General features: G+C 71.9%; 19 protein-coding genes and 1 pseudogene. 6 read left to right on the plus strand and 14 right to left on the minus strand.

The features are described 5' to 3' along the window. The first annotated feature begins 104 nt into the window (after positions 1-104). The 5 genes from ACXNSR_RS06400 to ACXNSR_RS06420 all read left to right on the plus strand — a co-directional run bounded on the left by ACXNSR_RS06400 (position 105) and on the right by ACXNSR_RS06420 (position 5,932). The gene (locus ACXNSR_RS06400) at positions 105-1,262 is read left to right on the plus strand and encodes an RICIN domain-containing protein (protein WP_458641177.1); all 1,158 of its coding nucleotides are present in this window, start codon (positions 105-107) and stop codon (positions 1,260-1,262) included. A 360-nt stretch (positions 1,263-1,622) separates the two neighbouring features. Next, positions 1,623-3,332, plus strand: a complete 1,710-nt coding sequence (locus tag ACXNSR_RS06405) for a trypsin-like serine protease (protein WP_458641178.1) — start codon at positions 1,623-1,625, stop codon at positions 3,330-3,332. A 391-nt stretch (positions 3,333-3,723) separates the two neighbouring features. After that, entirely contained in the window at positions 3,724-4,341 is a 618-nt protein-coding gene (locus ACXNSR_RS06410; RefSeq protein ID WP_458641179.1) for an acyltransferase family protein, read from the plus strand. Between the two features lie 93 nt (positions 4,342-4,434). Next, positions 4,435-5,286 (plus strand): GNAT family N-acetyltransferase, encoded by an 852-nt coding sequence (locus tag ACXNSR_RS06415; RefSeq protein ID WP_458641180.1) that lies wholly within the window; start codon positions 4,435-4,437, stop codon positions 5,284-5,286. Between the two features lie 154 nt (positions 5,287-5,440). Then, on the plus strand, positions 5,441-5,932 hold the full coding sequence (locus ACXNSR_RS06420) for a hypothetical protein (protein WP_458641181.1): 492 nt from the start codon (positions 5,441-5,443) through the stop codon (positions 5,930-5,932). A gap of 65 nt (positions 5,933-5,997) precedes the next feature. Here the strand turns inward: ACXNSR_RS06420 and ACXNSR_RS06425 are convergent, their stop codons facing one another. The 13 genes and pseudogenes from ACXNSR_RS06425 to ACXNSR_RS06485 form a co-directional block, all read right to left on the minus strand. Continuing rightward, positions 5,998-6,468, minus strand: coding sequence for a VOC family protein (locus ACXNSR_RS06425; protein WP_458641182.1), 471 nt, complete (start codon positions 6,466-6,468; stop codon positions 5,998-6,000). Between the two features lie 195 nt (positions 6,469-6,663). Continuing rightward, a complete protein-coding gene (locus ACXNSR_RS06430; RefSeq protein WP_458641183.1) occupies positions 6,664-6,927 on the minus strand; it encodes a hypothetical protein in 264 nt (87 codons plus the stop codon). Then, positions 6,924-10,883 carry a hypothetical protein gene (locus ACXNSR_RS06435; RefSeq protein WP_458641184.1) on the minus strand — a complete coding sequence of 1,320 codons (3,960 nt, stop codon included), beginning with the start codon at positions 10,881-10,883 and terminating at the stop codon, positions 6,924-6,926. Before ACXNSR_RS06435 ends, ACXNSR_RS06430 begins: the two co-directional genes overlap by 4 nt. Before the next feature lie 225 nt (positions 10,884-11,108). Further along, positions 11,109-12,254 (minus strand): hypothetical protein, encoded by a 1,146-nt coding sequence (locus ACXNSR_RS06440; protein WP_458641185.1) that lies wholly within the window; start codon positions 12,252-12,254, stop codon positions 11,109-11,111. Between the two features lie 31 nt (positions 12,255-12,285). Then, complete coding sequence (locus ACXNSR_RS06445; RefSeq protein WP_458641186.1) at positions 12,286-12,831, minus strand: RICIN domain-containing protein; 546 nt, start codon at positions 12,829-12,831, stop codon at positions 12,286-12,288. Positions 12,832-12,873: 42 nt separating this feature from the next. After that, entirely contained in the window at positions 12,874-14,451 is a 1,578-nt protein-coding gene (locus ACXNSR_RS06450) for an AbfB domain-containing protein (RefSeq protein ID WP_458641187.1), read from the minus strand. 413 nt (positions 14,452-14,864) lie between these two features. Continuing rightward, the gene (locus ACXNSR_RS06455; protein ID WP_458641188.1) at positions 14,865-16,415 is read right to left on the minus strand and encodes an AbfB domain-containing protein; all 1,551 of its coding nucleotides are present in this window, start codon (positions 16,413-16,415) and stop codon (positions 14,865-14,867) included. 699 nt (positions 16,416-17,114) lie between these two features. After that, positions 17,115-17,774: an alpha/beta fold hydrolase gene (locus ACXNSR_RS06460; RefSeq protein WP_458641189.1), complete on the minus strand. Its 660-nt coding sequence runs from the start codon at positions 17,772-17,774 to the stop codon at positions 17,115-17,117. Next, positions 17,771-18,643, minus strand: a complete 873-nt coding sequence (locus ACXNSR_RS06465) for a DUF1295 domain-containing protein (protein WP_458641190.1) — start codon at positions 18,641-18,643, stop codon at positions 17,771-17,773. Before ACXNSR_RS06465 ends, ACXNSR_RS06460 begins: the two co-directional genes overlap by 4 nt. Beyond that, on the minus strand, positions 18,640-19,962 hold the full coding sequence (locus tag ACXNSR_RS06470; protein ID WP_458641191.1) for a class I SAM-dependent methyltransferase: 1,323 nt from the start codon (positions 19,960-19,962) through the stop codon (positions 18,640-18,642). The genes ACXNSR_RS06465 and ACXNSR_RS06470 overlap by 4 nt, the downstream gene beginning before the upstream one ends. Then, positions 19,959-20,720 (minus strand): DUF1365 domain-containing protein, encoded by a 762-nt coding sequence (locus tag ACXNSR_RS06475; protein WP_458641192.1) that lies wholly within the window; start codon positions 20,718-20,720, stop codon positions 19,959-19,961. The genes ACXNSR_RS06470 and ACXNSR_RS06475 overlap by 4 nt, the downstream gene beginning before the upstream one ends. Beyond that, on the minus strand, positions 20,717-21,973 hold the full coding sequence (locus ACXNSR_RS06480; RefSeq protein ID WP_458641193.1) for an NAD(P)/FAD-dependent oxidoreductase: 1,257 nt from the start codon (positions 21,971-21,973) through the stop codon (positions 20,717-20,719). Before ACXNSR_RS06480 ends, ACXNSR_RS06475 begins: the two co-directional genes overlap by 4 nt. A 178-nt stretch (positions 21,974-22,151) precedes the next feature. After that, positions 22,152-22,733, minus strand: a pseudogene (locus ACXNSR_RS06485) (sigma-70 family RNA polymerase sigma factor); the annotation flags it as partial. Between the two features lie 100 nt (positions 22,734-22,833). Between ACXNSR_RS06485 and ACXNSR_RS06490 the strand changes: the two are divergent. After that, a complete protein-coding gene (locus ACXNSR_RS06490) occupies positions 22,834-23,991 on the plus strand; it encodes a MerR family transcriptional regulator (RefSeq protein ID WP_458641194.1) in 1,158 nt (385 codons plus the stop codon). Here ACXNSR_RS06490 and ACXNSR_RS06495 read toward each other — a convergent pair. Further along, complete coding sequence (locus ACXNSR_RS06495; RefSeq protein WP_458641195.1) at positions 23,979-24,914, minus strand: alpha/beta fold hydrolase; 936 nt, start codon at positions 24,912-24,914, stop codon at positions 23,979-23,981. The two genes, ACXNSR_RS06490 and ACXNSR_RS06495, sit on opposite strands and share 13 nt — an antisense overlap. Between the last annotated feature and the right edge of the window lie 17 nt (positions 24,915-24,931).

Genomic DNA, 24,931 nt, shown 5'->3' on the forward strand with positions numbered 1-24,931 from the left:
GCCGCCGCGCCACCACCTGACACCCGTCGATGCGGCGGCCGACCTGCGCTCCGGCGCATACGGAACCATACCCGCGCGTCCGCGCCCACCCCAGAAGGAAAACGATGTCTACTACCCGCCTCGGTGCCGCGCGCATCTCGGGCCTCCTCGCCACCACTGCCGTGCTGTCGACGGGCCTGGCACCAAATGCCAACACCGCTCTGGCGCTGACCGGACCGGAGGCTGCCACCGGCACGCACGCGTACGCCGTCCAGCTCACCATCGGCAGCGAGGCCGACACCCGCGCCTGCACCGGCACACTGGTCGACCGCTTCTGGGTACTGACCGCCGCGAGTTGCTTCGCCGGCACTTCCGGCTCCGCGGTCCCGGCGGGCAAGCCCGTCTCGAAGACGACCGCCACCCTCGGCAACGGCAAGAAGGTGGACGTCACCGAGATCGCCCCGCGCGGTGACCGCGACGCCGCCCTGGTGCGGCTCGCCACAGCCGTCACCGAAATCAAGCCCGCCGCCCTCGCCACCGCCGCTCCAACCGCCAACACCGAGCTGACCGCCGTTGGGTTCGGCCGCACCAGGACCGCCTGGGTGACCGAGCGACCCCACACTGGTACGTTCACCGTCAACTCGGCCACCGCCACGACCGTGGCGGTCACGGGCAAGGGCAGCGACGCCCTGTGCAAGGGCGACACCGGCGGCCCGCTCCTCAACGCCACCGGCGAGATCGTCGGCGTCAACTCCCGTTCCTGGCAGGGAGGCTGCCTGGGTACACCGACCACGGAGACCCGAACCAACGCTGTCTCCACGCGCACCGACGGCCTCGCCGACTGGCTGCGTGAAGTCCGCTTCCGCACGGCCTCGATCCAGAACGTCCAGAGCAAGCGCTGCGCGTACGTCGGTTGGCGCACCCCCGACAACGGGGCCAGCGCCCAGCAGGTCGACTGCGATCCTCAGTACGCCGACCAGCTCTGGAAGCTGCAGCCCGTCGCGGGCGGCGGCTACCAGATCCGCAACCAGCAGACCGACCGCTGCCTCGTGGTCTCCTGGCGCACCCCGGAGGACGGCGCGCCCGTGACGCAGTACGACTGCCACCCGGAGTTCGCCGATCAGGTGTGGAAGCTGGAGCCGACAGCGGGCGGCGACTACTCCATCCGCAACTCGGCGACCGACAAGTGCATGTTCGTCTCGTGGCGCACTCCGGAGTGGGGCGCGCCCATCACCCAGATCGGCTGCGACTCGCAGTTCGTCGACCAGGTCTGGAAGATCTGAGAGACCCCCCGCCGGCGTCATCGGCATCTGAACGCGTCGTCCGATCAGAGTCCACGTACGAATTCTCATTTCGACCACGTCGATCGGGCACTCCGGGGTCCGTACAAAAAATGGGCGGGCAGCCTTACAGCTTGAGGGCTTTGACCTGATGCGACGTCTGGTCCTCCCGAGCGTCCCGTACCCAAGTCGATCGCGGAACTCCACATCACTGCCGAATGCCGAATATATCGGCCTCCCTTTCCCCTCTGAAAGAAGACCATGCCTGTTATACGTCCCCTCCATGCGCGGGTGACCGGTCTACTCATTACTTCCACCGCCGTTGCGGCCGGCCTTGCCCCGGCCGGTCCCGCTCAGGCCGTCGTGGGCCCCGAGGCACCAGCCGATCAGTACGCCTACACCGCAAGGCTGGTCATCGGTGACGAGGCCGGCGGCCGCGGCTGCACCGGCACGCTGCTCGATGCCAGCTGGGTGCTGACCGCTGCCAGTTGCTTCGCGGCCACCCCGGGTGCGACGGTCCCGGCCGGCAAGCCGGCGCTGAAGACCACGGCGACCCTCAGCAACGGCAAGGCTGTCGAGATCACTGAGATCGCGCCGCGGGCCGATCGCGATGTAGTCCTCGCTCGCCTGGCTACGCAGGCCACCTCCCTCACACCGGTCAAGCTCGCGAGCGCCGCGCCCGCGGCCGGCGCCGATGTCACTGCGGCCGGGTTCGGGCGCACCAAGACCGAGTGGGTGCCCGGCAAGCTCCACACCGGCTCGTTCACCGTAAAGGCTGCGGACGGCGCCGGCCTGACCATCACGGGCAAGGGCACCGACTCCATCTGCAAGGGCGATACCGGCGGCCCACTGCTGAACGCGGCAGGCGAACTCGTCGGTGTCAACAGCCGTTCCTGGCAGGGCGGCTGCCTCGGAGTCGCCCCCTCCGAGACCCGCACCAGCGCCATCGCCGCCCGCACCGACAACCTCGCCCAGTGGATCGCGGACATCCTCCGGGGCGAGGGGAAGGGTGACGCGAACGGTGACGGCCGCACCGACGCGATGATGGCGTACCACCACGCCGACGGCTCCATCGGGTTCTACAGCTCACTGGCCGACACCACCGGTCACCTCGGCGCCTTCAACGTGGGCTACAAGGTCCCCGCGAGCGGCGGATGGGTCCGCGACTCGATGCGTCTGATCTCCGGCGACTTCAACGGCGACCACCGCTCCGACATCGCCATGATGTACCGCCACACCGACGGCTCCATCACCCTGCACACCGGCCTCGCCAACACCGAAGGACTCATCCAGCCCTTCACCGAATCCAGCTACCGCGTGCCCGCCAACAGCTGGGACTGGAACGCAATCCAACTCCTGTCCGGCGACGTCAACGGTGACGGCCGCACCGACGCGATGATGGCGTACCACCACAGCGACGGCTCCATCGGGTTCTACAGCTCACTGGCCGACACCACCGGTCACCTCGGCGCCTTCAACGTGGGCTACAAGGTCCCCGCAAGCGGCGGATGGGTCCGCGACTCGATGCGTCTGATCTCCGGCGACTTCAACGGCGACCACCGCTCCGACATCGCCATGATGTACCGCCACACCAACGGCTCCATCACCCTGCACACCGGCCTCGCCAACACCGAAGGACTCATCCAGCCCTTCACCGAATCCAGCTACCGCGTGCCCGCCAACAGCTGGGACTGGAACGCAATCCAACTCCTGTCCGGCGACGTCAACGGTGACGGCCGCACCGACGCGATGATGGCGTACCACCACGCCGACGGCTCCATCGGGTTCTACAGCTCACTGGCCGACACCACCGGTCACCTCGGCGCCTTCAACGTGGGCTACAAGGTCCCCGCAAGCGGCGGATGGGTCCGCGACTCGATGCGTCTGATCTCCGGCGACTTCAACGGCGACCACCGCTCCGACATCGCCATGATGTACCGCCACACCAACGGCTCCATCACCCTGCACACCGGCCTCGCCAACACCGAAGGACTCATCCAGCCCTTCACCGAATCCAGCTACAGCGTGCCCGCCAACAGCTGGGACTGGAACGCAATCCAACTCCTGCCCTGATCCCTCCCCGCACAGAACGGCCCGCCGGCAAACCCGGCGGGCCGTCCGCGTCCCGCCCGCTACCCGGCTGCACTGGGACGGATCACTGTGATCCCGGCCCCTTTCCCCCGCTCATCGCCCGCCGGGCCGAAGCGCTCACCCACAACGGTGGGCGAGTTCCAGCGGGGTGGCGGGACCGGCTGACGTGCCCTTGCCGGGGACCGCGTCCCTGTGACCGCCGATGCATTACGAGCGGACCTCGACCGGGCGCGAGGCGCCGGCGGGAGGGGTGGGGGGCGGGTGCCGCGCATCGCGGTGCTGGACGGCCTGCGGCTGCTCGCCGCGCTGTCGGTGGTCCTGTTCCACTACCTGGCCGGCTACGGGACGATCCCCTGGCAGCAGACCGCGGGCCATGCAGCATTTCTGGCAGGGTCGGATCCTGCGGCTGTTCCCGCTGTACTGGGCCGCGGTCGTGCTGTCCTCGGCGGCCGTCCGGCTGGGTCCCCACGTTCCGGGTGAGCCGAGGGTCACCATCGGCCAGATGCTCACCAACCTCACGATGTTGCACGAGCCCCTCGGCGTCCGCCACGTGGACAACGTCTACTGGACGCTCTGGGTCGAGCTCCGCTTCTACCTGCTGTTCTCCGTGGTCATCCTCGTCGGGAGCGGCTACCGCAGGGTCGCGACCTTCTGCTGGATCTGGGTGCTTGGCTCGGTCATGGCGCCCGCGTCGGGCATTCCCCTGCTGGACCAGCTACTGGCGCCGCGCTGGGCGCCGTTCTTCATTGCGGGCATCGCCTTCTACCTTGTTCGCCGGTCCGGCCGGCTCGAGGGCGAGACGGCGGGCATCCTGGCGCTGTCGTGGCTGCTGATGCAGCACCGCCTCCCGGAGATCATGGCGGCCGAGGGGCACGGCATCAACTGGAAGGTCTGCCTGGCCGCGATCACGGTGATGTACGCGGCAATGGGTCTGATCGAGCGGCCACTCACCCCGCTGCTGCACCGCGCGATGGCTCCCCGGGCCGAGTAGTCGCAGAAGTTGCCCTGGCAGCGGGCCATCGCGGCGCAGGCGCCGGGGCGGATCGGAACAGCGGAAGCCGGGACAGGTCTCTAGGGTGGGCGGATGAACGGGATACGGGTCGTGGCCGACCAGGACGAGTGGCGGGGCGGGTTCGAGGAGCGGGTGCTGGCCGGATACCGCGCGGCGGGCTGTTCGGAGCCGCTGGCCCGGGCCCTGCTGGAGCGGGCGGTGGAGGGGATCGACGGCTGGACGGTCGCCACGGACGGCACCGGGTGGATCGCGGTCGGGGTGACGGAGGACGACGGCGCGACCGTGGGCCGGATCCATGACCTGACGGTGCCGCGGGGGCGCGCGTGGGCCGAGCGGTGGTGCGCCGGGCAGGGGGCGCAACGGGTGGAGGTCCGGCTCACCGGCGGGGCGGGACAGTTCGCCGACTACCCCGTACGGAAACAGATCCGGATGAGCGCCACGGCCGAACGGGGCGAGATGCCTGCGGGCCTGACGGTGCGCCGGCTCACCGAGGAGGAGTACCCGGCCTGGTACGCCGCCGAAGTGGCGGCGTACGTGGTGGACATCGTCCGGTCCGGAGCCCTGACCCAGGAGCAGGCCGAGGCCAAGTCGGACCGGGACTTCGTCCGTTACCTCCCGCAGGGGTACCACACCCCGGGGCACGCCTTCTACGCGATGGAGGCCGACGGCCGGGCGGTCGGCACCGGCTGGGTCCACCACGGCTTCCTGCCGGGCGTGACCTTCGGCTTCTCGCTCGAAATATACGAGGAGCAGCGCGGCAGGGGCTACGGCCGGGCGGCGATGGCCGTCGGCCAGTGGGCCACCCGGCAGGGCGGCGACCGGGCGATGATGTTCAACGTCTTCGGCGGCAACGACGTCGCGATGGGCCTGTACGACAGCACCGGCTTCGCCGTGCTGGACGAGTACCGCTCGATCGCGCTCTAGGGCCGACGGATGCGACGGTTCGACCGGTACCCGCCAGTAGGCGACCAACGGGCCCTGGTTACAGTGGTGTTGAACAACCCCCGGCGCAGTTCGAGGCCCGGCGGGAGAGCGTGCGTGCGGCGGTGCGCCGTCGCACGCGGAAACAAAGGAAATCATGGGTTCGACACACAAGCGCATCGGCGCGGTCCTCGGTTCGTCCGCTCTGTTCGTCGGCGTGGCGTTCACGGCCGGGGCCGCGACCGCCAGCGCGGATGAGGTGGGCGACCTCTCGACCGACATCGACTTCTCCGTGTCCAGGACCGGGATCTCGGGCGTAGCCGCGCGGGCGGGGGACGGATCGTTCACGATGAACCTCGTCAGCCCCACGGACGGTCACGACATGGGCTTCGCCCGGTGGAACGCCGATCCGCAGCCCGCGCCCAACATTCCGGGCGACTCCCTGATCGCCAAGGACATCAGCCCCGACGGATGGGCGGTCGAGGCCGAGCTGAGCACGGGGCGCATCGCTTCCACGCGCGGCCACAAGGCGATCTACATGAAGGTCGTTTCCGGCAACCTGCCCGAGGGCCACGCGTACAAGCTGCGCGGGTGCGTCGCGAAGGGCAGCGAGCGCAAGTGCACCCAATGGGTTCAGGTCCACGCCTGATCCGCTGAAGGCCGGGCCGCTCGGCGGCCCGGCCGACGCTCGCGCCGATCGCGCCGGATCCTCGTTCAGTCCTCGTCGGCAGCGGCGTCACGCGAGGGGGCGTCCTTCTTCAGCTCCTGGGCGAGCATCACGAGGATGCCGCTGGGACCGCGGAGGTACGTCAGCTTGTAGACGTCCCCATAGGTCGCCACACCGCGCAGCGGATGGCATCCGTGCCGTGCAGCTGCCTCCAGGGCCTTGTCGATGTCGTCGACGGAAAAGGCGATGCGATGCATGCCGATCTCATGCGGAAGGGTGGGCTGTGTCTCGATGGCCTCGGGATGGATGTACTCGAAGAGCTCGAGGCGACCGTGACCGTCCGGCGTCTGGAGCATCGCGATCTTGGCGTGATTGCCGTCAAGGCCGACGGCCGTGTCGGCCCACTCACCACTGACCGTGTCACGACCCACGACGGTGAGGCCGAGGTCGGTGAAGAAGGAGACCGTTGCTTCGAGGTCGCGAACCGCGATGCCGACGTTCTCAAGTCTGATGGCCATGCATCGCATGCTAGCGAGCCGGGCTGCATGTACGCGTTGCACGAAGGACGCCGCGAGGACCACTCCGACGGGGCCACGGGCGGCGAGGGCCACTGCGCGACAGCCGGCCGCTCAACCCGCTCGGCTCGGCCGGACGGCCCAGAGGCCCACCGAGGTCTAATCCGATGGGCCTCCGGGACGGACGGACCGGAGGGATCAGCCGCCGGCCGCCGAGCGCTTCCGGCGGGCGATTTCCCTGTCCGTGTCGAGAGCGCTCAGCCGTACCGGGTCTCGTCGGTCGTCGATGACGACGGTGCGGAGCACCGTTCCGACGAGAGCGTCCTGATCACCTGCGGGCCAGGCCGGGCTCATGGTCCGGTCGACGAACCCGGGGGTGCCGTCCGGCGACTCCACGTCCAGCCCCCAGGGTCGAGAGGCGACCACGGTCACGTCGACCTCATGGTGCAAGCGTATTTTCATTTGCCGCCGTCCTTCCCCTTGTGCAGCCACGTACGCTTCACGGTGAGCTCGTTGAATTCCTTCAGCCGGTCGACGGGAATCACGAACTCGATGCGCGGGGCGCCCTTCGGGCCCTTCCAGTCGTACCGCTCGACGCAATCCCCGAATTTCACCAGGAACTCCGGCGACATATCGTACCTGAACATGCCGTCCGCATAGGGGCCGCTACCGCTGCCGATGTATTCGGCGGCAACGCTGCGCTCTCCGAAGTAGACGGACCTGTCACCAGTGGCATGTGAGGCCGGGTTGGGGCCGTACTTCTCCTCGTATTCCTTGTCGACCACCTTCGGGGTGCGATAGATGATGAGCCCGACAGCCGGGCAGTCGTCGTCCTTGTCCTTGCCCTTGTCCTTGCCCTTGTCTTTGCCCTTTTCCGATCCGTTGGAGCCGGCCAGCCGCATGCCGGATTTCGGGATCGGACCCTGCTTCTTGTCCTTGGCCTTGACCTTGTCCACCAGGCAGTCGGGAAGTCCCCGCCGGACCTGCTCGACGATCTTCTCGCCCTTTTGGATGAGCTTCTTCGCCTTGGCCGACTTGTCGAGGAACGTGTTGATCCCGGCGATGGCCTTCGCGATCCTCGGTATCTTGCTGGCGACCTTGAGCGCCTTGGCCGGACCGATGTTCTGAACGACGGCCCAGAGGCAGGTCGGGATGTCGGGGTCGTCGATGCAGGCCTTGATGTCCTCCAGGAAGAGCTCGACGAGGATCTCGGCGCCGTTCTCCAGCAGGTAGTCGATGAGGCTCTGCTCCGTGAGCGCCCGGGCCAGCTGGTACTCCTCGAGGCTGATGCCGGCCGCTTCGAGCGCCTTGCGCTCCGCCTCGTCAGGGGCGGCCGGTGCCTCGCCCTTCGACTTGGTCTTCGCGGCCTCCTCCCGCTCCTTGCGCTGCTGCTCGCGCTGTTCCTCCTCGGCCCTCTTGGCCGCTTCGTCGGCCTCACGGGCGTGCTGGCCGGCATTCTTGGCGGCGGTCTCCGCGCTCTTGGCGTGTTCCTCGGCGGAGGTGGCGAGCTTCGCGGCGTCCGCCGCGTCCTTCTCCGCCTGCGTCGCCGCGGCCCGGGCAGTGCTTGCTTCCTTCTCGGCGAGGGTGGCGGCGCTGTTGGCGGCAGTTGCCTGGTTCTCCGCCTCGAGAGCGGCACCCCGGGCCCGTCCCGCCTCGGCTTCGGCCTGGGCGGCCGCGGTCCTGGCCGCCACCGCGTCCGCGTAGGCGTCCTTCGCCGCTTGACGGGCTTGTTGCGCGTCGGCCTGAGCCTGAGCGTCGGCCTGGTCGGACCGTGCCGCGGCCGCTCTGGCCTTCGCGCCGTCCTCCGCTGCCTGTGCGGACGATGCGGTCGCGGCTGCCGAGGACCTCGTGGCGCTCGCCGTCGACCGGGCTGCCGCGGCGGCCGCCCTGTACGCCGGCGCGACCTGTGCGTGCGCCTGCTTCGCCGCGGTCTCTGCGGCCTCGGCGGCCCGGACCGCCTCCGAAGCCTTCGCCTCCGCGGCGGCGACCTGCTCCTTGCCCGTCCGCAGTGCTGCAGTGGCCACCGCCGCGGCGAAGTCCGCGTCGACGTCCTTCCCGGCGAAGGGCGCGGTGAGCGCGATGGCGGTGTTGGCCGGGTCGGCGATGCCCGCCGCAGTGGTCCGGGCTCCGGTAGCGGCCTGGACCGCGATGGTGGACTGGAGCTGTGCCATGCCCGCCTCGCGGGTGGCCCCATCGGCCTCGTCCCTGGTGCGGTTGGCCGCCTGCAGGGCCTGGTTGGCCTGGATGGCGGCCAGTCCGGCCAGCCGGGCGGCCGCATGTGCGGCGCTGCCCGCGCGGTTCTCCTGCGCGGTGGCTTCGGCTGCCTTGGCGTTCGCCCGCTGGGTCGCCGCGCGAGTGAGGGCGGCCTGGGCCTCGGCAGTGTTCGCCGCCGCGTTCGAGGCGAAGGCGGCTGCCTCGGCCTTGTTCGCGGCCGCGTCGGCTCGTGCGGCGTGCGCCCCGGCCTCGGTCGCCGCCGCGCGGGACCTGGCCGCCGCACCCGCCGATGCGATGGCCGCCTCCCGTGACCTCGTCGCCGCGCCGGTGGCCGAGTCTGCGGCGGTACGGGCGGTGACGGCCGCCCGCCCGGCTGCGTTCGCGTCGGCTCGTGCCGCCACTGCGTTCTGCCGTGCGAGACCGGCGTCGGACGTGCTGCTCGCTGCGGCGGCCAGTGCCTCTGTGGCCGCGGCCCGCGCTTCCTCCGCCTTGTGCAGCCGTTCCGCTTCGTAGGCCTTGTTCCGCGCGTCGCGGGCCTTGGTCTCCTCGTCCGTCGCCAGCTTCGAGGCCTTGGAGGCGTTGCCCTCCTGGGTCTCCGCGTCGACGCGCATCCGTGCCGCGGTGGCTGCGGCAGCCTGTGCCTCGGCGCGCTCGGCCGACGCCGTACGCGCCTCGGCGTCCGCGAGCGCCCGCGCCTGTGCCGCGGTGTCCCGCTCCTGCTCGGCCCGCACCCTGGCGGCGGTGGCCAGGTCGCGTTCCCGCTGGGCGACGACTCGCTGGTCGTCGGCGATCTTCGCCTGCCGCTGGGCTTCCAGCCGCGCGTCGCGGGTGTTGCGGGCGTGCTCCCAGGCTTCCTTCTCGGCCTGCTCCGCATCGATGCGGGCCTGTCGGCTCTTGGCCGCGGCGTCGGCGGCGGTCATGGCCTGCTGCTCGGCCTGCCGGGCCAGTTCGGCTGCGGCCTCGGCGTGCTGATCGGCGTTCTCGCGCCATGCCTTGGCCTGTTGCTCGTGCAGTTGAGCCTGGTTCTGCGAGTTGAGGCCCGCAGCGTCCGCCGCGGTGGCGTCGACCGCGTGCGCGGCGGTCTGCGCGGCGCGCAACGCGGCATCGGCTGCCGCGGAGATGCCGGCCGCGACGGCGGACCACTGCGTGCCGTGGGTCAGCCCGGTCTGCACGAGGACCTCGGCCTGTGCCTTGGCCTGCCCGGCGGCGACCCCGGCTTGCTTGGCGGCGGTGTCTGCGAAGCCGACCTGCTGGGCGACGTCCTCCTTGGGCTTCGTGTAGTCCGACAGCCGCTTGCCCGCCCGGTCCGCCGCCAACAGCCGTTCGGCATCGCGTGAGACGGCGGCCGCCCGGCTCATGGCATTGGCGGAGTTCTTCAATGCCCGTACGGCATCGCCGTGCGCCACGATCAGCTTGCTGCGGGCATCGGCGGCGAGGGTGGCGTTCTGCGCGAGCTTGCGCAGCTTTTCCGCGGCCTCCAGCGCCTCCTTCTGCTCCTTCTCCCGTGCGGACCGCTCATCGGCGTCCTTCTGCGCCGCGATCAGATAGCCCTTGTCCAGGAACTCCGCGATCGCCTTGTCGTCACCGCCGGCGAGGGCCAGCCGGGCGGCGTTCCTCACCTCCGGACCGCCGGAGGCGACCAGCATCTCGACGCGCCTGCGGTTCTCCTCGGCCCGCTTGCGGTCGTTGTCCTGGGTCGTCCTGTCGCGCCCGCGCGCGATCTCCGCGCCGAACGCCAGGAAGTCCGCACGGTCCTGCGCGGTCCCCTTCAGTACACGTTCGACCTCGGCGTTGAAGAACGGCCCGCCCGTACCCCGCAGCGGCTCGATCTTCTTCCGGTTCTCGGTGTCACCGGTGTTCCGCCTGTCCTTGGCACGCCTACGTGCCTCGGCCTCACCGTGCTCCAAGAACTGGCGGACGGCGGCCGGATCGGTGCTCTCCAGAGCCTTCCTGGCCGCCTCGCGGACCTCCTCCTCCTCGTCGAACTCGGCGTAGTCCTCGACCAGCTGACGGTCGGCATCCGCGCTGAGCCGGGCGAGCCCGGTCTGCGGCGCCCCGAGCGGCGGAGCGGCCTCCTTCGCCCGCGCGAACTGTGCCAGCAGTACGGCCGCCCGGGCCGGGGACAAGCTGTTCGGGCCGGGCGTCGCGGCCTGGGCCGGAGCGACCAGGCCGCACAGCAGCGCAGCCGCCAGCATCGCGGACATCGCTCTGGCGACGGCCGCCCTTGCGCGGCCGGGCCGTTTTCCGGCCCCCGGCCGGACTGTTCCCTTCACGAGAGAAACCCCCTGGAATGGTTGAGATGGGCATGGTGATGAAATGGGTGCAGCAGAAAAGACGGGTGCCCCGTCCCCTGTTGGGGACGGGGCACCCGGGTGTCGCAGGAGCCCGCACGACGCGGTCGGCCGACACCGATCGCCCCCGTGGTGCGTTCAGCTCGTCACGCGGCTCTCTCCGTCGCGGGCCCGCTGAAGGATGTCCTGCCAGAAGGCGGCGGACCCGGTCGCTTCCTGTGCCTCACGGGTCCAGGACCCATGGTTCTCTCCGGCGGGGTCGGCGATGCGCTGCCACAATTCCTCCGCCGCGCCCTTGGCGAGGGCCTGGATGTTCTTCCAGCTGTCCGCCTGCTGCCCGGCGCGTTCCCGCTCCGCGACCCAGGCCGTGTGAGCGCCCCGGGCGTGCACGGCCACGGCCTGCCAGGCGCGTTCCGCCCCGGCCCGGGCCACGGCGGTGTCCGACGCGCCGCGCAGCGCCTCCTCCGCCTCGGCCGCGGCCTTCAGGAGCAGGGTCAACTCCCGGTGGCGCAGGGCCTCGGAGTCCGTGGTCCGCATTCGGTGGCCTTCCAGGTCCAGAGCCCCGCCGTTCACCCAGCCGAAGCCGTAGAACTCCCGGACGTCCTCGTCCGTGGCTCCGGGCCGTAGAGCCCACTGCGCGGCCGCCCGGACCTGTTCGCCCGGATCGTGCTCGGCCAGCGACCGTACGAACTCCCGGTCCCGGTCCAGCACCGCGCGCTGCTCACCGGCCGCCGCTTCCCGGGCCATCCGGTCGATCTGCTGCGCCTGGGCGTAACCGGTCTTCACGAAAGCGGCCCGGTCGGCGTCCGAACCCTTCAGCGCCCGTTCCACCGCACCGCGTGTCTGTGGTGCGAGATCCGCCGGATGGGTGCGCAACACGCGTTCGCAGAACATGCGGTTGCGGGTCCTGGCGTCCTTGAGGCGCTGTTTCGCCAGGTCGTACCCGCCACCCGGTGCCAGCCAGTCGGCGATCGCCGCATCACCACGGGTGCTGCGCAACGCGTTCCACGCCGAGCTCCGCAATTCCGCGGGGAGTCCTGACAGCGCGATCCCCTGCACTTGCTCGCGGGCACCGGCCGCGGCCGCGGCCAGCGCCGCCTGTGACCCCTCCGGGCCGGGATCCGGCGCGGGCACGGACGCCGGCCGCTCAACCATCGGCACGGCTGCCGGGGCCCGGAGCGACGTCCGCTCGTGCGGCGCGTCCTGGGCGTGGGCGGCATGACCGGTGCACGTTCCCGCGATGACCCCCAGGACCACACTCAGCTGCCACAGGATCCGTGCCACCGGAAAGTCCGCTCCCCCTCGGCCGCTCACTTCAGGAGGCGGCCGGCAGGAACCGCCAGCGCTGGGAGGGAAGGTTGTAGCAGTCCACGATGTATGCCGTCGGCTCCTCACCGGGGGCCTGTCCGCCGACGGACAGGCACTCGCCGGGCCGGTCCACCGGGCGCAGTTCGTAGAGCTCCCTGGCGACCTCGACGAGCGTCACCTTCCAACGCTGGCCGGAGCCGGCGGAGCACCACTGCTGTACGACGCCCGGGACGTTCTCGGGACGGGCCAGGCACCGTCCGCTGTGCTTGGCCATCAACTCGAAGGCCTCACCGCCCACGGGTCTCCGCAGGAAGAGCTGGTGGTCGGCCTCCGTGCTGCACGTGCCGTCGACGGCGTAGGCGTCCTCGCGGAGGCTGCCGTTGACGATCGTGAGGCACTTCTTGGTGTACTCCGACTGCAGTCGTACGTACGACGGCGCGTCGAGGGCCGTCCGGGCGGTGGACTGGTCGGCGGCGTGCGCGGTGCTCGCGCCGCCGACCAGTGCGGCGGCACTGGCACAGGCGACGAGGGCGGCTCGCATGATGCGGGACATCGGGAAGGTCCGTTCGTGTGGTGGGTCGGCTCGGGGCTGGGGTCAGCCGGCGAGCGGCGGGGCGATCTTCCAGCTGGCCGCGTCGCCGGACCACCCGGGGTGGTAGAGGGAGGGGTACAGGTAGCCGTGGTAGGGCTGCAGCCAGCGCTCGTCCGGTCCGACGCCCCAGAGGAAGGAGGTGGTCCCCGATCCGGTGATGCCCGGCCGGGCGCACCACGTGGCGCTGTTGCGGAACTCCTCGCTGCGGTCGTCGGCGCCGACGACCGCCTTGAGGGGCGCTTGCTGCACCTTCAGGTAGTAGCCGGGCCTGCCCACCGACTCGAAGGAGTAGCAGCCGGGGCGGCCGGACAGCGAAGGGAGCACGACCCAGGTGGCGGCCTCGCGGTCGGCCTTGGGGCTCTGCCCGTCGACCGGGGAGAGGAAGCCGTCTCCCCCGTCCACGGTGCTCTGGCGGGCGTACCACCCGGGAGTGCTCGCCTCGATGCTCTGGAACGACTGGCGCCGCGCCCGGTACTGGTTGTCCTCCTTGAGGAACTCCGCCACCTTCTCGGGCCCTCCGGCCAGCGCGGTCTTCGCCGCGGCCACCAGCCCCGGGTTCACCCCGGTCTTCTCGGCCGCAGCCTGGATCTGCAGGGCGAGGCGGCGGTTCGACTCGGCCAGCTTCTGGCGCCGGCCCTCGTCGTCGCGCTTGTAGGCCTGGTCCGCACCAGTGTGGATGTACTGCTTCCAGTCCGCCGGGACGGAGCTGAGGGCCGCCCGCTGGGCGGTGGCGTGGAGCTCCGTGCCCTGGAGGTCGGCGGGCGACAGGCGCAGGAGTTCGCGGATGAAATTGTCGTCGCTCAGTTCGAGCATGGCCGGGGAGGGCGTGATGCGGAAGAGGGCCGCGGCGTTCTTGCGGGCCGCGAGTTCCTTGAGGCGCTCGGCCTCCTTGCGGTTCTTCTCCTCCAAGTCCTTCAGCTCGTTGGCGACGTCCCGCTTGTGGGCGTCACGGGCGCCGTTGACGATGAACTCCCGCCAGTCCGCCGGCCCGCCGAGCAGTGCACGCATGGCGGCGGAGCGCACCTCCGGCCCGGAGACCTCGTGCTTCAGGATCACACGGATGAAGTTGTCGTCGCTCAGGGCGAGCAGTTCGGGGGTGCTGGGGATGCCTACGGCCAGCAGCGCCTGTGACTTCGTGAGCCGGGCGAGGCGTTCGGCCTCTGCCCGGTCGCGCTCGCGCTGCTGGTCGAGCCGGTGGGCCTGGTGGATACCGGTGATGATGAACCGCGCGTGGTCCTCGGCCTTGGTGCTGGACATGGCCTGTTCCGCTGCGGTACGTACCGAATCCAGCCGCTCGCCCCCGTCCCTGGCCTTCTGCCACAGGGCGTGGACGAAGTCGTAGTCGCCGAGGAGGAGGACGTCCGGGGCCGGATCGAGCCGTACGACGGCCGCCGCCTCCACGCGCTGGGTATCTGTCGTTCCGATGCCGGAAGCCTGCGCCGTCGCCCGGGGTCCGGTCTGCGACGGTGCGGCGAGCGCCACACCCTGTGTTGCCACGCCGAGAGCGGCGGCGAGCGCGGTGCTGGTCACGATTCCCCGTGCGACGGTCTGCCGCAGGGGGGTGGTGTTTCTGTTGTGCATGCTGTTCGAAAAGCCCCTTCGATGCTTTGAATCGAGAGAACGAGGAGTCGAAATCGGTATTGCGGAAAGGGGAGATCGCCCTGCGGCGTCCACACGTACGCGCATCCTTCGTCGCATCGGCACGGCAGAAGGATTTCGCCGTCACGGCGCGTTTCCGGGCGGGAGCCGGTGGCGCTTTCGGCGCCTTGTGGGTGCGCGCAGAATTTCGTGGAATCGATGCGTGACGGAGCGGAGATCTGGTCAACACCGCCGACACGACCCGAGCGGTGGGGCCGTGGGTCACGGGTCGCGGCGCATCGGGCGCCGCGACCCGTACCTGCTCGTCGGGCGGTTCTCATGGACGCGGCGCGTTCGGCACGGTGCCCGTCCGCGCCTGCTCCGTGAGGACCGCACGAGGCGTCCCCTCACGGCAGTCAGGGGGCCAGCGGAGAAGACATGGTCCAGACGGCAAAGAGGGCCGGGTCCCTGCCGATCGCGGGGAACGTGAAGTTGGATCGGGCGTAGACGTCCCGGTGCGTGGGCGAGAGCCACTTCAGGCCCATGTCGGTAGCCTGCGTGAAGGACACTCCACCCCTCTCGGGGAGCGCCGCGGGCTGGCTGACGCACCAGTTGGCACTCTTGCGGAATGCTTCACTGCGGTCGTCGGCGGCGATCTCAACCTTCGGCGCACCCTGCTCCACCTCGCCGCTCCTGAGGTAGTGGCCGGGCTTGCGCACGGACTCGAAGGAGTAGCAGCCGGGCTCGCTCGCAAGGGAGGGTACGACGACCCAGGTGGCGTCCTCACGGTCGTTCAGCGAGCTGCTGTCCGAGACCCTCCGCATGACCGCCCTGTCGTTGTCCCCTTCGGACCGGCGCGCGTAGGCACCGCTGTCCCGCGCCCGGAGGGACTGGCGCTTGAGTCGTTCCTGGCTGTCCGGCTTGAGGAAGAGCGCGACGTCCTCATCGCTGCCGGCCAGTGCCTTCGCGGCTGCCTCGGCCAGGTTGGGGTTGACCCCGCTCTTCTGCGCTGCGGCCTGGATCTGCAGGGCGAGCTTGCGGTTCGCCGCCGCGAGCTTCTTGCGCCGGTTCTCGGCATCGCTCTTGTACGCGGTATCGGCACCGGTGTGGATGAAGGCCTTCCACGCGGCGGGGTCCGAGGCGAGGGTGGCGCGCTGGGCGGTGGCGTGGAGCTCCGTGCCCTGGAGGTCGGCGGGCGACAGGCGCAGGAGTTCGCGGATGAAATTGTCGTCGCTCAGTTCGAGCATGGCCGGGGAGGGCGTGATGCGGAAGAGGGCCGCGGCGTTCTTGCGGGCCGCGAGTTCCTTGAGGCGCTCGGCCTCCTTGCGGTTCTGCTCCTCCAAGTCCTTCAGCTCGTTGGCGACGTCCCGCTTGTGGGCGTCACGGGCGCCGCTGAGGATGAACTCCCGCCAGTCCGCCGGCTCGCCGAGCAGCGCCTTCAGCGCCGCTGCCCGTACCTCGGGGCCTGAGGCGGCGTGCCTGGCGACGGCCCGGACGAAGTTGTCGTCGCCGAGGGACAGCAGCTCCGGGGTGCTGGGAATGCCGATGGCGAGCAGGACCTGGGACTTGGCCAGCCTGGCAGCACGCTCGGTTTCGGCCTTGAAGCGCTCGCGCTCCTGGTCGAGCCTGTACGCCTCGTGGATGCCGGAGGTGATGAACCGCACGTGGTCCTCGGCGGCCCTGCCGGCCATCGCCTTCTCGGAGGCGGTGCGCACCGCGTCCAGCTTCTCGCCCGTTTCGACGGCCTTCTGCCACAGTGCGTGGATGAAGTCGTAGTCGCTGAGCAGGAGCAGGTCGGCGGTCGGGTCCAGGCGGACCACGGCCGCGGCCTCGACGCGCTGGCCGTCGGTCGTCCCGATGCCTGCGGCGCGGGCCACGGCATCCGATGCGGCGGCTCCCGAGGCGTTGTCGGCGAACGCGCTCGGCGCGACGGTGCCCGCGACGGCCGCGAGGGCAGTGGCGGTCACCAGACCCCGTGTGACGATCCGTCGCACCCGTAAGGAAGTGGTGTGATTGGTGTGCATGATGTTGCAAAACTCCTCTGCCGCCGGGAAACCGGCGGCTGGGCATGAGCTGGTGGAAGTGACGGCAGACGCGCCGCGGCGGTCCCGAGAACCGCGCGGGGCAGCCCGGCGGAACGCGCACCGCGTACTCGCCGCCCCCACGGCGCCGAATACCGCCGAATACCTGGGTCACCCCGAGGCGGGTGTGGGGCCGAAAGGTGCATTCGTCCAGGCCGGGATGCCCGCCGGTACCCGACGGGTCAGGCTGCGGGAGGGTGGAGGGGCGAGCCGGTCGAGGCGTCCGTCATGACGGGCGTGCGGCAATGCGCCGAGGCTTCGGAGTATTGCTCCGGACCTCGAAAAGCCGCCCGGAAAACGCGGAGCGCACGGAACTACGCATCACAGATCCCCCTGTTGTACACATGAACACTTTCAGCGCCCGGTCCGCCGGGGCATCACGGCCCCTTTGGTCCCCTCCGGCACGCCGCCAGGTCAGGTTGGTCATTGGGACCATAACTCGCATTTGTTGAGCAATGCAAAGTCGGCCCTGGCACAGTGACACATCACGCATTCGGTGCATGCCATTCCGTTTGAATGGCGGTAGTTGGGCCACGGCCGTCTCGGCGGAGGCCCCGATCGGCAGGACGCCCGTGGGGGCGGGCCTCAGTCGCGTGTGACCAGGCTGGTGACGAGCGCCGCGGTGCGCCGGTGCCAGGCGCCCGCGCCGCGGAGCATCGCGTGGCCGCCCGTGGGCATCGGGATGGCGGTGGCGTCGGCGCCCGCGAGCCGGGACCGGCGGACGAACTCCCAGGACCCGGCGGCCGAGGTGACCCGGTCCGCCTCGTCGTGCAGCAGGTAGAGCCGGCGGCCCGCGAGGTGATCCACCGGTTCGCCCGGCGGGCACCAGGGGGCGAGGGCCACCACGCCGTGGACCAGGGGTGCGCCGGCCGCCCGCAGTGCCGCCCGGCCGCCCATCGAATGGCCGACCAGGACCACGGGTACGTCCCCGGTGAGCCCGCGCAGCCGGGCGAGGGCCGCCTCGGCGTCCCGGGCGGCGTCGCAGCGGGAGCCGTTCCAGCCGCGGTGGCGGTAGCGCACCTCCGCCACCAGGACGTCGTGTCCGCGGGTCGCGCGGGCCACGGCGGCCGCGAAGGGGCGCATCCTCAGCGCGGGCAGGTTGACCAGGGGCGGCGGCTCCGGCCCCTCCTCGCGCCCTCCGTGCAGCAGCAGGACCACGGCCGCCGGTGTCGCGGGGGACGTACGCAGCACCAGGGCGCGGCCTCCGCCGGTGGACTCCGTGTCCCGTTCGGTCCCGGCCGTCACACCGCCTCCCGGCGTATGCGGCGCGGCGGACGGGGAAAGAACCCGCTGGTGCGGGCGGCGTAGGCGGCGTAACCGGGCCGGTCCGCCATGTGGGCCTCCAACAGTCTCTTGCCGCTGCCCCAGATCAGCAGCGCGCTCATCACCAGCGGTGAGACCAGTGCGAGTGCCGCAGTCTGCCAGGTCGCGCAGGCCAGCAGGTACAGACCCCACCAGACGAGGAAGTCACCGAAGTAGTTGGGGTGTCGCGTCCAGCTCCACAGACCTCGGTCCATGATCGCTCCGCGGTGCTCGGGGCGTTCCTTGAAGCGGGCCAGCTGGAAGTCGCCCACCGCCTCGAAGAGCAGTCCGGTCGCCCAGAGCAGCAGACCGGCGGCGGCGAGCGGCCCGAGGGGAACGGGCGCGTACGACGCGGCCTGCACGGGCAGCGAGACGAGCCAGACCAGCGCGCCCTGCAGGAGGTAGACCTTGCGCAGGGCGTAGAGCCGGGTGCTGCCCGGCGCCCGGGCGAGCATGCGGGCGTAGCGCGGGTCCTCGCCGTGCCCCCGGCCGCGCCCGGCGATGTGCAGGGCCAGGCGCAGTCCCCACACGACCGTCGCCGCGGCGACCGCCAGACGCCGGCCGTCGTCGCCGTGACCGGCCGACAGCAGCCAGCTGGTGAGCGCCACCGCGGCGAAGGCGACCCCCCAGGCGATGTCGACGATCCGGTGCAGGCCCTTGGCGATGGCCACGGCGAAGGTGACCAGCATGACGGCGAGGGCGGCGCCGGCCGCTACGGCCAGGTTCAGGGACAGCGCGCCCCAGTCGACGCCGGCGGCCAGGGCCTGCGCCTGGACCTGGACCTGGACCTGGACCTGGACCACGGTGGTCATCGGGGCTCCCGCGGCCCGTGGTCGTCGGCGGTGAGCAGGAGTTGGCGTACGTCCAGGTAGCGCGAGCGGAATCCGGCCTCGGAGTAGGCGAGGTAGAGCTCCCACATGCGCCGGAAGGTGCGGTCGAAGCCGAGGGCGGCGACGGAGTCGGCCCGGCGGCCGAACTCCTCGCGCCACAGCCGCAGCGTCTCCGCGTAGTGGTCGCCGAAGCCGTCGTCCGCCACGGCGGCGAGTCCGGCCGCCGCGCTCGCGCGGGTGATCGCCTCACGGGAGGGGATCACCCCGCCGGGGAAGATGTACTTGCTGATCCAGGTGTGCGTGCGGGCGGTGAGGAGCATGCGCTCGTGCGGCATGGTGATGGCCTGGAGCGCGACGCGGCCGCCGGGGGCGAGGAGCCGGCGCAGGGCGGCGAAGTAGGTGTCCCAGTACTCGGCGCCGACCGCTTCGATCATCTCGACGCTGACGACGGCGTCGAAGGAGCCCTCGACGTGCCGGTAGTCGCGCAGTTCGACGGTGACCCGGTCGGTGAGGCCGGCCGCGGCGATGCGTTCCCGGGCCAGGTCGCGCTGCTCGGCGGAGAGCGTCACGGTCAGCACGTCGGCGCCCCGGGATGCGGCCCGGATCGCCAGCTCGCCCCAGCCGGTGCCGATCTCCAGCAGCCGGGTGCCCGGTCCGACGTCCGCGAGGTCCAGGAGCCGGTCGATCTTGCGGTGCTGGGCGGCCGTGAAGGTGGCGGGTGAGGCGGGGAAGGCGGCGAAGACCGCCGAGGAGTAGCTCATGCTCCGGTCGAGGAACAGGGTGAACAGTTCGTTGGACAGGTCGTAGTGGCGGTGGATGTTCTCCCGCGCCCCCTCGGGGGTGTTGCGCTGCTGCTCCGGACGCCGGCGTACCCAGGCCTCGCGCAGTCGGCGCAGCGGCGCCGGCACCAGGTCGTCGACGTGCGTGGCGAGCACGGTCAGTACGCCGACCAGGTCGTCGCTGTCCCACTCCCCGGCCATGTACGACTCGCCGAAGCCGATCAGGCCGTCCGCGCCGATCCGGCGGTGGAAGGCCCCGGGGTCGTGGAGGGTGAGGGTCGGCAGCGCGCCCTCCTGCCGGGGAACACGGTACGTGGACGGCTCCCCGTCCCCGTGCCGGACCCGCAGCGGGAGCCGGTCGAGGGCCCGGCCGATGATCCGCTCGGCAACGGCCGTGCGCAGGGCCGAGGCGCGGGGCGGCCGGGCCACGTCGGGCCAGCGCGCCGGATCGACGGGGACGGGCGCGCTCTCGTGGTCCGGAACGTGGGCCGGGACGTGGGCCGGGATGTACGAGACGGTCACAGGGTGCCTTCCTGCGGGGGACGGACGGGACGGGGGCGGACCGGAAGGCCGCGGAGGAGCAGGCGGATGCCGTGGAAGCGGATGCCGGCGGAGACCCGGGCCGTGGACCACGGGTGGCGCAGGGCGGCGCCGATCAGGGCGCGGGCACCGGCCGGCCGGTGCGTGCCCCGCACGGTCGCGGTGAAGGGGCAGGTGCCGTCGTCGTGGCGCAGTTGCACGGTCAGGTCGAGGCGGTCGCCGGGGACGGGCAGCCGCATCCGGTAGAAGCCCTCGACCGCGAAGAACGGCGAGACGTAGAAGTCCTTGGGGACGTCGGTCAGTCCGTCGAGGCCGGGGCGCAGCAGGTAGCAGTGGCGCTCGCCGTAGGTGTTGTGCACCTCGGCGACGACGCAGACCGGGGTACCGGCGCGGTCGTGGCACCAGTAGAGGGTCAGCGGGTTGAAGACGTGGCCGAGGACCCGGGCGTGGGCGAGCATCAGGACGCGCCCGTCGGCGTTCTCCACCCCGTGGGCGGACAGCAGGGCCTGCAGGCCCGCGCGCAGGGTGGGTGCCCGGCCGCCGAAGTGGTCGCGGGCGTCGAACCGGGCGAGCGCGCGCAGTGCCCGTGGTATGCGGGGCGGGTCGTCGATGTCGATGAGCCACAGGTAGGTGCGCTGGAGGAAGGCGTGGCGGACGGGGGTGGTGCGGGCGTGGGCCACGGTGCACTCGTACAGGGCCGGAACGCGGGGCTGGGTCCGCCGGGCGGGGGTGCCGTTCACCACCGCACCCCCAGGGCCTCGGCGGCGGCGACGCCGGAGCGGCAGCCGTCCTCGTGGAAGCCCCAGCCGTGGTAGGCGCCGGCGAAGGCGGTCACGGAGGTGTTCAGCCGGGGCAGTTCCTGCTGCGCCGCGACCGACCCGGGCGTGTAGACGGGGTGTTCGTACACCATGCGGGCGATCGTGTCGAAGGGGTCGACCCGGCCGCGGGCGTTGAGGGTGACGATGTGCGGGTCGGCGGTCGGCAGCTGCTGGAGCCGGTTCATGTCATAGCTGACCTGCACGGATTCGGGCCGGGCGGAGCAGGAGGGGAGCCAGTAGTTCCAGGAGGCCCGCGCGTGCGCCGACCGGGGCAGCAGCGAGGTGTCGCGGTGCAGCACGGTGGGGTTGCGGGAGTACGTGAACGCGCCGAGGATCCGGATCTCGTCCTCGGTCGGATCGGCCAGCAGGCGCAGCGCCTGGTCGGGGTGGACCGCGATGACCACGGCCGTGTACGGGGTCGAGTCGCCGTCCGGGGTGAGCACGCGCGCGTGGTCGGCGGCGCGCGTGACGGCCCGGACCGGGGTCGAGGTGCGGACGGAGGTCAGGTGCTTGGCGACCTTGGCCACGTAGCTCGCCGAACCGCCCGTGACCGTACGCCACTGCGGGGATCCCTTGACGGACAGCAGTCCGTGGTGGTCCAGGAAGCGGAAGAGGTACCGGGCGGGGTACTGGAGGGCGGTGTCCGGCGCGCACGACCAGACGGCCGCGACGAGCGGGATGGCGAAGTGGCCGACGAAGTAGGAGGAGAAGCCGCGCCGGTCGAGGAACTCCCCCAGGGTCTCGCCGCTGTCGGGGGCGGCGAGCGTCCGCCGGGCGGCGCGGTGGAAGCGCGGGACCTCGGCGAGCATGCGCAGGTGGCGGCCGCGCAGCAGGTTGCCGCCGCCGAGCAGACCGGCCGCGCCCCGGGCGCCCGCGTACTCCAGGCCGCAGCCGTCGCACCGTACGGACATGCTCATCTCGGATTCCTGGGTGGTGACGCCGAGTTCGCGGAACAGCCGCAGCAGGTGCGGGTAGGTGCGCTCGTTGTGCACGATGAATCCGCTGTCCACATGGACCGTTCCCGCGTCCTGGGTGGGCAGTTCATGGGTGTGGGCGTGGCCGCCGAGACGGTCGTCCGCCTCGTACAGCACCACGTCGTACGTGCTCTGCAGGATGTGGGCGGCCGTCAGCCCCGCCACGCCCCCGCCCACCACAGCGACCCTCCGACGGTCCACGTCACTCAACCCCTCGCGCTCGCCTGCCCCGCACGGCCGGTGCCGGGCGTCTCACGGGTACTTCGGTGCCGGACGGCCCGCGGATGGGATCTTGTTCCGGCGGGTGCGCCGGGGGCCGCCCGGACCCCCCGTTCCCAACCCCGCTCCCGCCACCGCCGCCGCTCCCGCGTGCCTCGCCGCCGAGGCAGTGGCGCATCCGGTGCAGCCCCCGCCGGGCATGGCTCTTGACGGTGCCCAGCGGCAGTCCGGTGCGCTCGGCGATCTGGGCCTGGGTGAGGTCCGCGTAGAAGGCCATGGCCAGTACCTCCCGCTGTGCGCGGGGCAGTTTCGCCAGTTCGCCGGTGACGAGCACCCGGTCCAGGACGGTCTCCGGGCCCGTCACCGGCTCGCCGGTGGGCGGCAGTGCGGCGCCGGCCGCGGCGACCAGGTCGAGCCTGCGGGTACGGGCCGTCAGAGCGTCGGCGATCTTCCGCCGGGTGATGCCCACCAGCCAGCCGGGGAACGGGCCGCGCTCCGGCCGGTAGTTGGCGCGGCCCTGCCAGGCGGCCAGGAACACCTGCTGGCTGACGTCCTCGGCCTCCCTGGAATCGCCGAGGGTGCGGGTCGCCAGCGCGAGCACGAGCCCGCCCCAGCGCCGGTACGCGGCGCTCAGGCACCGCTCGTCCCCGCGGACGAAGCCCTCGGCGACCTCGTGGTCGAGGAGCCTCTCCCGGGCCGCGGGCACCGGGGACGGCCGGGCGGTGACGCTCTGTGCGGTCATGGCGACTGCTCCTCGGGGGCCGGGACCGGTTCCCGTCCAGATTCCGACCCGTCCGCGCATCGATTCCACTCGCATCGGTTGTGCGTCGCATGATGGAGACATGAACGAGCCCGCACAGACCGGGGAGCCCGCCGGGGCCGCCGGGGCCGCCGAGCCCGTGCACGGCGTCACCACCGGGGCCGTGGCCCGCCGCCTCGGTGTCGCCCCCACGACCCTGCGCTCGTGGGACCGGCGGTACGGCATCGGACCGGCCGCCCGCGAGGACGGCCGGCACCGGCGGTGGACCACCGGGGACATCGCCGTCCTCCAGGAGATGTGCCGCCTGACCGCGTCGGGGGTGCCGCCCGCGGAGGCCGCGCGCGCCGCCCGGGCGGGGACGGTACCCGCCGCGTCCCCCGCGCCGACCGCGCCCGCGGCCGCACCCGAGGCCGCCGTACCGGCCCGTCAGCCGGGATCGGGCAACGGCCTGCCGCTCGGCGACGTGCGCCAGGAGTGCCGGGGCCTGGGCCGGGCCGCCGTCCGCCTCGATTCACCGACCATGGACGAGATGCTCGGCTCCCTGATCGGCGAGTACGGCCTGGTCACCACCTGGGAGGAGGTGATGGTGCCGACCCTGCACGCCGTGGGGCGCAAGTGGGAGACCTCCGGCGACCAGTACGTCGAGGTCGAGCACCTGCTCTCCTGGCACGTCTCGACCGCACTGCGCCGCGTGGGCATCGGGGCGCGGCCCGGCCCCCGGGCGAGCGCTCCCCCGATCCTGCTGGCCTGCGTACCGGGCGAGCAGCACACGCTCCCGCTGGAGGCGCTCGCCGCCGGTCTCGCCGAACTGGGCCTGCCCGCCCGGATGTTCGGCGCGGCGGTGCCGCCCGAAGCGCTCGACCAGGCCGTCCGCCGGACGGGACCCGTCGCGGTCGTGCTGTGGGCCCAGGCCCGCTCCACCGCGCACCACGCCCTGGCCCGGCACGTCGCCGACACCGTGTGGGGCGTCAAGGGCGCCCGGGCCCGGACCACGGTCCTCCTGGCGGGCCCCGGCTGGGCGGGCCCCGTACCCGCCCCGGGCATGCTGCGCCCCGGCGGGCTGCGGGAGGCCCTGGGCCTGCTGCGCGGGCTGTGCGAGGCGGCGTCGACCGCGGTGGCGTCGACCACGGTGGGGTCGACCACGGTGGGGTCGACCACGGTGGGAGCGGGCCGGGGCGGCGGAGCGGACCGGGGCGGCGGAGCGGGCGGAAGCGGTGGAGCGGATCCTCAGCGCTCCTGACCGGCACGGACCTGCTCGACCACGTCGCGGATCGCCCCCACGACGAGTCCCGGCTGTTCGACGGCGATGCCGTGGCCGCTGTCGGTGTCGGTGACGTGCCGGGCCCTCAGCTCCTCGGCCAGGCGCCGCTGGGCGGCCAGCCAGGCCGGCCAGGTCGACCCGCCGCCGACCTGGAGGTCCCACGGGTGGTCGGAGGTGAGCACGACGGCGGGCAGGCCGGGCGGCAGGGCCGGCGCCCCGCGCAGCTCCCGCACGGCGGCGGGGTAGTCGGGCGTTTCGAGGCCCTTCCCGGTGTCCATGGTCCGGACCTTGTCCATCCACGCCGCCCACTGGGCCGGTGTCAGGGTGTCCTGGAGGAACGGGGAGGCCCCGTCGACGGTCACCAACCCGGCGGTCCGCGCCGGTTCGGTGCGCGCGAACAGCGAGGCGATCATCGCGCCCCACGAGGCCCCGACCAGCACGTACGGCGGGTGCTCACCGGCCGCGGCGAGCACCGCCCGCAGGTCCCGGGCGCCCGCCGCCGCCGTGGTGGGCTGGGTGACCGGTGTCGAACGGTTCGGCGTACCGTCCAGCCGGGTCGTGCCGGGGCGGTCGTAGGCGCACACCCGGGTGAACCGGGCGAGCTGCGGGAGCACCGCCGACGGACCGGGCTTCGGACCGGCCTGCGGACGCGCCGCGTCCGCGACGTGCGTCCACTCGTCCGACGCGCCCCTGGCGCCGGACACGAGCACGACCGTGGGGGACCCGGAGCCGCGGCAGTCCAGCGCCACGCGGCGGCCGCCGCCGATGTCCACCGGGCCGGCCGGACCGTCCCCGCCGTCCCGCGCCGCCGCGGGCGCCGCCCCCGCGCACAGCGCGAGCGAGACGGCGAGGGCGAGGGTGACGGCCACGTGACGGGCCCGGACCGGGCCTTTTCCGAACACCCGTCCAGTCTGGCACC

The organism is Streptomyces sp. NC-S4, from assembly GCF_054353315.1.